This window comes from Actinomadura napierensis, assembly GCF_039529375.1.
In the GTDB taxonomy this organism is placed as follows: domain Bacteria; phylum Actinomycetota; class Actinomycetes; order Streptosporangiales; family Streptosporangiaceae; genus Spirillospora; species Spirillospora napierensis.
This window is the reverse complement of record NZ_BAAAMR010000008.1, coordinates 136,297-146,482: the sequence shown is the minus strand read 5'-3', so window position 1 is coordinate 146,482 and position 10,186 is coordinate 136,297. Positions and strand designations below refer to the sequence as shown.

At 74.4% G+C, this 10,186-nt stretch carries 13 protein-coding genes; 5 read left to right on the top strand and 8 right to left on the bottom strand.

Features of this window, described 5'->3' with window-relative positions; all coding sequences use genetic code 11:
* Positions 1-934 (bottom strand): RNA polymerase sigma factor (locus tag ABD296_RS07550; RefSeq protein ID WP_344262946.1); only part of this gene is annotated, 934 nt, incomplete at its 3' end.
* Between the two features lie 182 nt (positions 935-1,116).
* Between ABD296_RS07550 and ABD296_RS07545 the strand changes: the two genes are divergently transcribed.
* The 3 genes from ABD296_RS07545 to ABD296_RS07535 are packed head-to-tail and all read left to right on the top strand — an operon-like array spanning position 1,117 to position 3,936.
* Positions 1,117-1,995, top strand: a complete 879-nt coding sequence (locus tag ABD296_RS07545) for an SDR family NAD(P)-dependent oxidoreductase (RefSeq protein ID WP_344262944.1) — start codon at positions 1,117-1,119, stop codon at positions 1,993-1,995.
* Complete coding sequence (locus tag ABD296_RS07540; protein WP_344262942.1) at positions 1,992-2,555, top strand: carboxymuconolactone decarboxylase family protein; 564 nt, start codon at positions 1,992-1,994, stop codon at positions 2,553-2,555. Before ABD296_RS07545 ends, ABD296_RS07540 begins: the two co-directional genes overlap by 4 nt.
* A gap of 25 nt (positions 2,556-2,580) precedes the next feature.
* Positions 2,581-3,936 carry an alpha/beta hydrolase gene (locus ABD296_RS07535; protein ID WP_344262940.1) on the top strand — a complete coding sequence of 452 codons (1,356 nt, stop codon included), beginning with the start codon at positions 2,581-2,583 and terminating at the stop codon, positions 3,934-3,936.
* On the opposite strand, the gene ABD296_RS07530 is transcribed toward ABD296_RS07535, so the two are convergent.
* Complete coding sequence (locus ABD296_RS07530; RefSeq protein ID WP_344262938.1) at positions 3,933-4,559, bottom strand: TetR/AcrR family transcriptional regulator; 627 nt, start codon at positions 4,557-4,559, stop codon at positions 3,933-3,935. The two genes, ABD296_RS07535 and ABD296_RS07530, sit on opposite strands and share 4 nt — an antisense overlap.
* A 210-nt stretch (positions 4,560-4,769) precedes the next feature.
* Here ABD296_RS07530 and ABD296_RS07525 point away from each other — a divergent pair, with 210 nt between their 5' ends.
* Entirely contained in the window at positions 4,770-5,456 is a 687-nt protein-coding gene (locus ABD296_RS07525) for a Crp/Fnr family transcriptional regulator (protein ID WP_067483689.1), read from the top strand.
* Between the two features lie 57 nt (positions 5,457-5,513).
* Here the strand turns inward: ABD296_RS07525 and ABD296_RS07520 are convergent, their stop codons facing one another.
* From ABD296_RS07520 to ABD296_RS07500, 5 genes are all read right to left on the bottom strand, one after another.
* Entirely contained in the window at positions 5,514-6,311 is a 798-nt protein-coding gene (locus ABD296_RS07520; protein ID WP_344262934.1) for an MBL fold metallo-hydrolase, read from the bottom strand.
* A 143-nt stretch (positions 6,312-6,454) separates the two neighbouring features.
* A complete protein-coding gene (locus tag ABD296_RS07515; RefSeq protein WP_344262948.1) occupies positions 6,455-7,276 on the bottom strand; it encodes an NUDIX hydrolase in 822 nt (273 codons plus the stop codon).
* A 125-nt stretch (positions 7,277-7,401) separates the two neighbouring features.
* Positions 7,402-7,863: a RidA family protein gene (locus ABD296_RS07510; RefSeq protein ID WP_344262931.1), complete on the bottom strand. Its 462-nt coding sequence runs from the start codon at positions 7,861-7,863 to the stop codon at positions 7,402-7,404.
* Complete coding sequence (locus tag ABD296_RS07505) at positions 7,863-8,021, bottom strand: DUF4177 domain-containing protein (protein ID WP_151540233.1); 159 nt, start codon at positions 8,019-8,021, stop codon at positions 7,863-7,865. The genes ABD296_RS07510 and ABD296_RS07505 overlap by 1 nt, the downstream gene beginning before the upstream one ends.
* An 82-nt stretch (positions 8,022-8,103) precedes the next feature.
* On the bottom strand, positions 8,104-8,505 hold the full coding sequence (locus tag ABD296_RS07500; RefSeq protein WP_344262924.1) for a winged helix-turn-helix transcriptional regulator: 402 nt from the start codon (positions 8,503-8,505) through the stop codon (positions 8,104-8,106).
* A gap of 151 nt (positions 8,506-8,656) precedes the next feature.
* Here ABD296_RS07500 and ABD296_RS07495 point away from each other — a divergent pair, with 151 nt between their 5' ends.
* The gene (locus tag ABD296_RS07495; RefSeq protein ID WP_344262922.1) at positions 8,657-9,613 is read left to right on the top strand and encodes an NADP-dependent oxidoreductase; all 957 of its coding nucleotides are present in this window, start codon (positions 8,657-8,659) and stop codon (positions 9,611-9,613) included.
* 25 nt (positions 9,614-9,638) lie between these two features.
* On the opposite strand, the gene ABD296_RS07490 is transcribed toward ABD296_RS07495, so the two are convergent.
* Positions 9,639-10,154, bottom strand: coding sequence for a MarR family winged helix-turn-helix transcriptional regulator (locus ABD296_RS07490; RefSeq protein ID WP_344262920.1), 516 nt, complete (start codon positions 10,152-10,154; stop codon positions 9,639-9,641).
* Positions 10,155-10,186 lie beyond the last annotated feature (32 nt).

Genomic DNA, 10,186 nt, shown 5'->3' with positions numbered 1-10,186 from the left:
TCGGCGCGGCCGGGCTCGCGGGGGGCGCGGGCGCGACGGTGGGCGGGGCGGCGTGCGTCGTGCCGGGCGGGTCGTCGCCTCCCGTGGCGAACAGGACGCCGAGGACCGCCGTCGGCGCCGCCGCGAGCCCCGCCGGGACGGCCCAGCCGGGCAGGGACGCGGCCGGGGCGAGGCTCCCGAACGGGGCGGTCGGCGCGCTCAGCAGCACGGCGCCGATCGGAAGGGCGCGCCGCAGCCGCCCGTTGAGGTCGGCCATCTCCTCGGCCGTGCGGCGGCACCGCGGGCAGGACTCCAGGTGCCGGCGCAGCGCGCGGCTGCGCCGCCGGCCCGGACGGCGGACGGACGCGGCGAGCTGCGCGGTGAACTCCGCGCAGTCCGGGTGCCCTTCGCAGCTCGCGGCGAGGAACGCCTGCCGGAGCCCCTCGCGGGCCCGGAACGCCAGCTGGGCGACCGCGCCCGCCTCCATCCCGAGGATCTCCGCGACCCGCTGGACGGGCTCGTCCTCGATGACGGTGTGCCACAGGACGGTCTGCCAGCGCTCCGGCAGCGACCGGAACGCGCGGACGAGGGCGTCCAGCTCGTCGACGTCCGGGAGCTCGTCCGGCGGGCCGGCGGCCCACTCGGTGACCTGGTCGGTGACGACGGTGCGGCGGTCGGTGCGCGCCCAGTCGACCGCCGCGTTGCGCACGACCGTGTACAGGTAGGGCCGGCACGCCTCGCGGGGCCCGCCGCCCTGGCGCAGCGCCGCGAGGGTCCGGGCGAACGCCTCGCTGGCCAGGTCCTCCGCCAGGTGCTGGTCGCGGACGAGCCCGCGGGCATAGCCCAGGACCGCCGCGTGGTGCCGCCGGTACAGCTCGTCGGACGCGCGCTCGTCGCCCGCGCCGGCGGCGGCCGCCAGATCGGCGTCCGGCTCGATCCCCGCGCCTGTCACCACGACGACATCCAACCCAGAGCACGCATCTGATCACAACCCTCGTAGGTCGCCATCCGCCGCCGCATAAGACGCCGGAATGCTCACCTGATTACGAGGTTTCGCCGATTTTCCCGATCGGCCGGGTGGCGAGACCCGTGTCCACTTAAAAAGACGAGTGTGTTTTTTTATGCTACGGTCCCGGCATGATCTACGACTCCGCACGCTGGACGGCCACCCTGGCGGGCCGGCGCGTGCTGATCACCGGGGCGGCGCGCGGCATCGGCGCGGCGCTGGCCGCCCGGCTGCACGAGCGCGGCGCGCGGGTCGCCCTGGCCGGCCTCGAACCCGATCTGCTCGCCTCCGCCGCCGCCGGCAGCGGTGACGCCCCCTGGTGGACCTGCGACGTCACCGACCGCGAGCGCGTCCGCACCGTCGTGGACGAGGCGGCCGCCGCGCTCGGCGGCCTCGACGTCGTCGTCGCCAACGCGGGCGTCGCCGCGCAGATGCCGGTGGTCGGCGGCGACCCGGCGGTGCTGGAGCAGAGCCTGCGGGTGAACGTCCTCGGCGTCCACAACACGCTGTCGGCCGCCGGCCCGCACATCAGCCACCCGCGCGGCTACGCGCTGACCATCGCGTCGCTGGCCGTCGCCGTCCACCTGCCGCTGCTCGGCGCGTACAGCGCGTCCAAGGCGGCGGCCGAGGCGCTCGGCGACACGCTCCGCGTCGAGCTGCGGCCGTGGGGCGCCAGGGCCGGCGTCGCCTACTTCGCCGAGCTCGACACCGACATGACCAGCCGGGGCTTCGGCACGGAGGCCGCCACCACGCTGTCCAAGGGCACGCGGGGCGGCGCGATGTCGCACGTCGCGCCGCTGAAGGCCGGGATCGACGCCCTCGAACGCGGCATCGCCCGCCGGTCCCGCCGCATCGTGGCGCCCTGGTGGGTCGCCGGGGCCATGCCCGCGCGCGCCGCGCTCCAGCCCGTGCTGGAGCGGCTCGTCCAGCCGAGCCTGCGCCGCGCGCTGGAGATCGCGCGCGACGAGCACGCCGCCCTGACCACAGCGCAGCCGGGCAGCGGCCTGTGAGCGCCCCGCCGGACGCGGCGCCGCGGGTCGCGCCGGGCGGGATCCGCGACGTCGGGCTCGTCAACTGGCTGATCTGCGCGGCCTCCGGACGCGTCGCCGGGACCGGGCCGCCCAACCTGTTCCTCACCCTCGCACGGCAGCGCGGCCTGTTCCGCGGCTGGCTGTGGTTCGGCGGACGCCTCATGCCGGGCGGAAAGCTGGCGCGCCGCGAGACCGAACTGGTCATCCTGCGCGTCGCCCACCTGCGCGAATGCCGCTACGAGTTCGACCACCACGTGCGGCTCGGCCGCCGCGCCGGGGTCCGCGCGGCGGACGTCGAACGCGTCAGGAAGGGCCCGGACGCCGACGGCTGGAGCCCGCGCGAGCAGGTCATGCTCGCCGCCGCCGACGAGCTGCACCACGACCAGGACCTCTCCGACGCGACCTGGGCGCGGCTGCGCACCCGCCTCACCCAGCCCGAATGCGTCGAGCTCTGCATGCTCGCCGGCCACTACGAGATGCTCGCGACCGTGATCGACGCGCTGCGCGTGCGCCCCGACTCGCCCCGTCCCCGACGCTGACTCCGCTCCCCGGGAGGTCCCCCGAATGCGTGCACGACGGTTCATCGCGACGACGCTGCTGCTGGCAGGGACCCCGATCCTCCTCGCGCCGCGGCCCGCCGAGGCCGCCCCGCGAACGCCGGTGCGGTTCGCCGACGGCGCCGGGATCCGCGTGGAGCGGGTCCAGCGGATCGACGACCGGCAGTACGCGGTCCGGGTCGGCACCGCCGCTCTGGGCCGGGCCGTGGACGTCCGCATCCTGCTGCCCACCGGCTACGAACGGCGGCCGACCGCCCGGTATCCCGTCCTGTACCTGTTCCACGGGACGAACGGACGGGCGGCCGACTGGGTCGAGAAGGGCGGCGCCGAGGCCACGACCGCCGGGAAACCGCTGATCACGGTGATGCCGGACGCCGGGTTCGACGGGGACGGCGGCGGCTGGTTCACCGACTGGGCCGACCCGAAGACCAAGCTGGGACCGTCGAAGTGGGAGACGTTCCACGTCGGGCAGCTCGTCCCGTGGATCGACCGCAACCTGCGGACCGTGGCGGCGCGGCGCGGCAGGGCCATCGCCGGGCTGTCCCAGGGCGGGTTCGGCGCGATGAGCTACACGGCCCGCCACCCCGACATGTTCGCGTCCGCGACGTCGTTCTCCGGCGCGCCCGACATCGCGCACGACCCGGTCACCGCCGTCGGCGCGTACGGGGTGATCTCCCTCGTCGCCGCCGCCTACGACGGCGTCCCGCCCGACTCGATCTTCGGCTCGCGGTTCGCCGACGCGATCAACTGGCGCGGCCACGACCCGGCCACCCTCGCGTCCAACCTGCGCGGGACGCGGCTCTCGCTCTACACCGCGACCGGCATCCCCGGGCCGCTCGACCACGGGATCCCCGACCCGGGGGCGGTCGGGATCGAGGCCCTCGCCCACCAGTCGACGCTGAGCTTCCACCGCCGCCTCCAGCAGTTGAAGATCCCGAGCCGGTTCGACGACTACACCTTCGGCACGCACACCTTCCCGTACTGGGCGCGCGACCTGCGCGAGGAGATCGGGCCGCTGATGCGCGCGTTCGCGGCGCCGTCCCGCCCGCCGGCGCGCGTCTCCTACGCGTCGATCGACCGGACGTGGACGCAGTGGGGCTGGACGATCTCGCTCGTCCGCCGCGCATCCCGGGAGTTCAGCGGCCTCAGCGACGCCACGTCCACGGGCTTCACGCTCAAGGCGGGCGGCACCGCGACCGTCACGACGCCCCCGTCCTACCGTCCGGGAGCCCGCTACATCATCACGGTCCCCGGGCACCGCATCACCGCGAAGGCCACCGCGTCCGGACGCCTGGCGTTCACCCTCCGGCCGACGCCCAACGGCAGGGTGACCACCGTCCACGCCACGATCGGGCGGCCCTAACCCTCCAGGACGCCGGACCGGACGAGGGCCCGGACGTGGTCGACGATCGGGGGCCCGACGGCGCGCAGCGCGGCCAGGTCGCCGGACGCGACGGCGGGCGTCACCATCGTGCCGACCGCCGCGACGACGACCTGGCAGGCGAACCGGCCGGACTCGCCGGTCGCGCCCATCAGGCCGGCGAGCGCCGACGCCAGGTCGCGCTGCACCGCCGAGCGGCGGGCGACGGCCTCGGGGCCGGCGGCGAACACCTCCACCAGGAACAGCCGCGCGTAGCCGGGCTCGGACGCCAGCGCGTCCAGGTAGACGGCGATGGCCCGCTCGAACCGGTCGACGGGCTCGGCGCCGCCCTGCGCCGCCTGCGCGAGCCGCTCCCGCACCAGCTCGCCGGCCTGGTCGAACGCCGCCATGAAGCAGTCGAGCTTGGACGAGAACAGCCGGTAGAAGCTCTGCCGCGACACCCGGGCCCGCTTCAGCACGTCCTCGACGGACGTACCGGCGTACCCCTTCTCGGTCATCGCCTCGGCCATGGCCGCCAAAAGGCGCCCGCGGTGGACGCGGTCGACCTCCGCGCGGGACAGCGCGTGGCGTCCCCGGGGGAGCCGGGGCGGCGAGGACTGCGGCACCCGATCACGATAGAGCACCCGCCTCGCGGCGCAGGCCCGTCCGGAAAACGGGGATGAGACCGGTGTGATGGCTTTCACCGGATGGTCCGTACACTGGGCGAACGGGATCGTGGAGGCGGTCCTGCGTTTCGGCGCGCCGTGACCCTACCTTCACGTACGCGGTGGGACGTACGTCACACTATGCATGTAGGTGTTTCGAGGAGGAGAAGCGTGACCGACCGCGACGTGGACGTTCTGAGCAGAGCACCGCTCTTCGAGGCCCTCGACGAGCAGGGCGCCAAGGCGCTGCGCGCCAACGTGACGGAGGTGCGCCTGGCACGCGGTCAGACGCTCTTCAACGAGGGGGAGACGGGCGACCGGCTGTACGTCGTCCTGGAGGGCAAGATCAAGCTGACCCGGACGGCGCCGGACGGCCGGGAGAACCTGCTGAGCGTGCTCGGCCCGAGCGAGATGTTCGGCGAGCTGTCGCTGTTCGACCCGCGGCCCCGCACCGCCAGCGCGATCGCGGTGACCGAGTGCCGGCTCGCCGGGCTCGGCCACGACGACCTGCGGCCGTGGCTGACCGGGCACCCCGAGGTCGCCGTGCAGCTGCTGCGCGCGCTCGCCCAGCGGCTCCGCAAGACCAACGACGTGATGGCCGACCTGGTCTTCACCGACGTGCCGGGCCGCGTCGCCAAGGCGCTGCTGGACCTCGCCGAGCGGTTCGGGCAGCCGTCCGAGGCGGGCCTGCACGTGCACCACGACCTCACCCAGGAGGAGCTGGCGCAGCTCGTCGGCGCGTCCCGGGAGACGGTCAACAAGGCCCTCGCCGACTTCGCGCAGCGCAACTGGCTGCGGATCGAGGCGCGCGCCGTGGTGATCCTCGACATCGAGCGGCTGCGCAAGCGGTCCAAGTGAGCGGGCGCCCCGGGTGAGACCGGGCGGGCCCCGCTCCGCGCAGCGCCGCGCGGAGCGTCAGGGGCGTTCGTTCAGATAGTCCAGCTGCGACTGGACGGACCACTCGGCCGCCGGCCACAGCGACCTGTCGACGTCCGCGTAGACGATCTCGACGACCTCGCGGGCCGTGCGGGCACCGCCCGCCACGGCGGCCTCGACCTGCGCGAGGCGCTCGCGGCGGTGGTCGATGTAGTGGTCGAGGGCGGCCAGCGGGTCGTTCAGCTTCGGGCCGTGACCGGGGAGGATCACGGCCGCTTCCTGGTCGGCGGAGAAGGAGCGCAGCCGGTCCAGGGAGCTCAGGTAGTCGCCGAGCTTCCCCTCCAGCACGGTCGTGCCGTAGCCGAGGACGGTGTCCCCGGTGAGGACGGCGCGGTCCGCCGGCAGCCAGAACGTGAGCGAGTCGTCGCTGTGGCCGGGGGTCTCCATGATCCGCAGTTCGACGCCGCCGGTGGTGACGACGTCCCCCTCGCCGAGCCCCTCGTCGCCGAGCCGGTGCGCCGGGTCGAGGGCCCGCACCTTGACGCCACCCGCTTTGCCGCCGCCCGCGAGCTCGGCGAACTTCGCGGCGCCCGCCGAGTGGTCGGGGTGGCCGTGGGTGAGCAGGACGAGCCCGACGCGCCGGCCCTGGCCCGCGATCAGGTCGGCGACGCGGCGCAGGTGCTTGCCGTCCTTGGGCCCGGGGTCGACGACGACGACCTCCTCGGCGCCCGGTTCCCCGATGATCCAGGTGTTGGTGCCGTCCAGGGTCATCGCCGACGGGTTCGGCGCGAGCACGCAGGTCGCCCGTTCCGTGCCCATCCCATCGATCTCGCTCATGTCGCCCATCCTGCCCGAGGCCCGATCGGGGTGGCGGACCGGGTTCCAGCCCAGCCGTTCGAGGTGCCGCAGCGCGGAGGTACCGGCGAGCCGCCACATGACGGCCCGCGACCAGTTTCCATGAGCAGGCATCCCGCGGCGCGTCACGCCCCGCTCGGGTAGTACTGGGCGGCCTTCTCGGGCAGCACCAGCCACGCCTCACCGTCGATGATCTCCGCGGTGGGCTCGTGCACGATGATCTCGCGGGGCGCGGCGAGCACGTCCGCGACGGTGTCGAACGCGGCCAGCTCGCTCAGCGTCGCCAGGGTCGGCGGCAGCATGAACCACTCGCCGGCCTTCGCGCGCTCGACGGCGTCCGCCGGGCGCACCCACGCGGCCCGGTCGGCCTCGGTGCTGACGTCGCGGGCGCGCTGCCCGGCGGGCATCGCCGCGACGAAGAACCGGGTGTCGTAGCGCTTCGGCTCGACGATCGGGGTGATCCAGTGCGCCCACGGGCGCAGCAGGTCCGCGCGCAGCACCAGGCCGCGCCGGTCGAGGAACCCGCCGAACGACTGGGAACGGTCCAGCAGCGCCTGCCGGTCGGCCTCCCAGTCGTCGCCGCGGGTGTCGTCCACGACCGTGCCGGCGGTGGGGCCGGCCAGCAGGACGAGCGTCTCCTCGAAGGTCTCCCGGACCGCCGCGCAGACCAGCTCCCGCGCGGTCTTCTCGTCGGCCTTGAACGCCGCGCCCCACTCCGCCGGGGACGGCCCGGACCAGGCGAGGTCGGCCTCGCCGTCGCGCGGGTCGACCGAGCCGCCGGGGAAGACGTAGGCGCCGGGCGCGAACGCCATGGACCGCACCCGCCGCAGCAGGAACGCCTGCAGCCCGTGCTCCTCGTGGTCGCGGAGCACGACGACGGTGGCGGCGTGCCGGGCGGGGGCCGGCTGCGCCCGGCCTGCCAGGATGTCATCGATCTGTTCCCGCATCGATTCCGGCAACTTCAGCCCGTTCACCATCGCCCCGCCCAACTCGTCGCACTCATGGCGGTTCATTCGGACATACCGAATGGCGTTCCGTCAACCCCGGGGTCCCGGCGCCGGCGGCTCCGGGATCAGGAGACCTCGGCGATCAGTTCGACCTCGACCGGCACGTTCCGCGGCAGCACGGCGACGCCCACGGCGCTGCGCGCGTGCTTGCCCGCGTCCCCGAACACCTCGCCCAGCAGGTCGCTGGCGCCGTTGATCACCTGCGGCTGGCCGTAGAAGTCCGGCGCGGACGCGACGAACCCGACGACCTTGACGATCCGCACGACCTGCGACAGCTCGCCGACCTCGGCCTTCAGCGCCGCGATCGCGTTCAGCGCGCAGATGCGGGCCTGCTCGGCGGCCACGTCCGCGGACACCTCGGCGCCGACCTTCCCGGTCACCTTGATCTCGCCCTTCACCAGGGGGACCTGGCCGGCGGTGTAGACGAGCGAGCCGGTCCGCGCCGTGGGCACGTACGACGCCAGCGGCGTCACGACCTCCGGCAGCTCCAGGCCCAGCTCGGTGATGCGTTCTTCGGGCGTGCTCATCAGGACTGGATCTCCCGCTTGAAGTAGGCCACCAGGTTCTCCGGGTTCGGGCCCGGCAGGACGGTGACGAGCTCCCACCCGTCCTGGCCCCAGTTGTCGAGGATCTGCTTGGTCGCGTGCACCAGCAGCGGAACGGTCGCGTACTCCCACTTCTTCATGGGTTTCACCCTAGCGATCAGTGCCTCCCCGCCCCGCCCGAACCCGCTCTTCACAGCGCGTCCGCCCGCTCCGGCCGCCCGCTCACAGGGAGGCGGCGTCGTAGTGGTCGCGGGACGCCCGGATCTCGTCGATGTTGTGCTCGGCGAAGTGCTGGACGGCGTCGAGCAGCGGGACGAGGCGCTCGCCCAGCAGCGTCAGCGTGTACTCCACCTGCACCGGCACGGACGGGGTCACGGCGCGCGCCAGGAAACCGTCCCGTTCGAGGGAGCGCAGGGTCTGCGTGAGCATCTTGGCGCTGACGCCCGGCAGGGCGCGGGCGAGCTCGGCGTACCGGCGCGGCCCCCGCGTCAGCTGGTACAGCACCATCGACGTCCACTTGTTGCCGATGACGCCCAGCAGATCATGTGTCGGGCATTGCTCCATATAGGCGTCGAATGCGACCTTGTCCTCCTGCCGCCGTTCGGCGGCGGTCTGCGTCGTCATGTCGTTCTCACAGTCCCCATGCTGCGGGCTCACCTCCGGGTGCCGATCGCACTTGGAGGTAACCCCTTCCGGCGCCGCGCTGTTCCGGGCGACAGTGGCCGTGCTGCGGGGGTTCTCCCCGCTCCCTCCCACGTCAGGAATGGAGTCCGGCATGCGCGCGATCATCGTGGAAAAGCCCGGCGGGCCCGAGGCCCTGAAGAACGCCGAGGTCGGGGAGCCCGAGCCCGGACGCGGGCAGGTGCGGATCCGCACGGCGGCGGCCGGGGTGAACCCCGTGGACGCGGCGACCCGCTCGGGCGCGCTCGCCGACGCGGGACTGATGCCGCCCTTCGGCTCCCGCGGCCCGGTCGGCATCGGCTGGGACGTGGCCGGCACCGTCGAGGCGGTCGGCCCGGACGTCACCCGGTTCGCGGCCGGCGACCCGGTCATCGGCCTGCGGGACCGGCTGGACGTCCCGCTCGGCGCCTACGCGGAGGCCGTCGTCCTGGACGCCGCCGCCGTCGCGCGCGCGCCTGGCTCCGCGTCCGCCGTCGAAGCAGCGACGCTTCCGCTGAACGGGCTCACCGCGTCGCAGGCCCTCGACCTGCTGGATCTTCCGTCCGGCAGCACGCTGCTGGTCACGGGCGCGGCGGGGGCGGTCGGCGGCTTCGCGGTCGAGCTGGCCGTCCAGCGCGGGCTGCGGGTGGTGGCGGCGGCCTCGGAGGCGGACGAGGCGCTGGTCCGCGACCTGGGCGCCGAGTGGTTCGTCCCGCGTGGCCCGCACCTCGGCGACGCCGTGCGGGCGCTCGTCCCCGGCGGCGCGGACGGCGCGCTGGACGCGGCGCTCCTGTCGATCGCGGCGCTGGACGCGGTCCGGGGCGGCGGCGCGTTCGTCGCGGTCAGCGGCGGCCCGGCCGCCCCGACGCCGCTGCGCGGGATCACCGTCCACAACGTGTGGATACGCGCCGACGGCACGCAACTGGAGCAGCTGTCCGCGCTGGTCGACGCCGGGCGCCTCACGCTCCGGGTCGCCGGCACGTTCCCACTCGCGGACGCCGTCAAGGCGCACGAGCGGCTGGAGGCGGGCGGCCTGCGCGGCCGGCTCGTCCTGACCACCGCGGAAGTCTGATCGCCGGGCGATCCGGGCGGCGGCCTCAGGGATTCCGGGGCTCCTGCTCGGCGCGGACCATCACGCGCCGCAGGAGGTCCGACAGGGTGCGGCGCTCGTCCTCGGTCAGGCCGCCGAGCAGCCGGTACTCCTCATGCCCGACGCCGCCCATAGCGCCGAGCCAGGCGGCGCGGCCCTCGTGGGTCAGCTCGACCCGCACCCGCCGCCGGTCGGTCCGCGACGGCGTCCGGCGGACGAACCCGCGCCGCTCCAGCGCGTCCAGCCGCCCGGTCACCGAGTTCGGCGGCATGCCGAGGTCGGCGGCCAGTTCCGACGGGGCGGCGCTCCCGTGCCGGCCGCCGAGCGCCTGCAGGGTGTCGTACTCGTGCCGGTGCAGGTCGTACTCGACCAGCGAGCGGTCCTTCACCCGCCTGATGTGCTCCACGAAGCGCACCATCCGGGTCACGGCGCCCTCGATGTCGGGATCGAGGTCGGACAGGATCCCCGCCCACCGCGCGACGTGGTCGTCGGTCCGGTCGTGGAGTTCCTCCGTTCCGCCCATGCACGGATCGTACGGCCCCCATCACTTCGGCA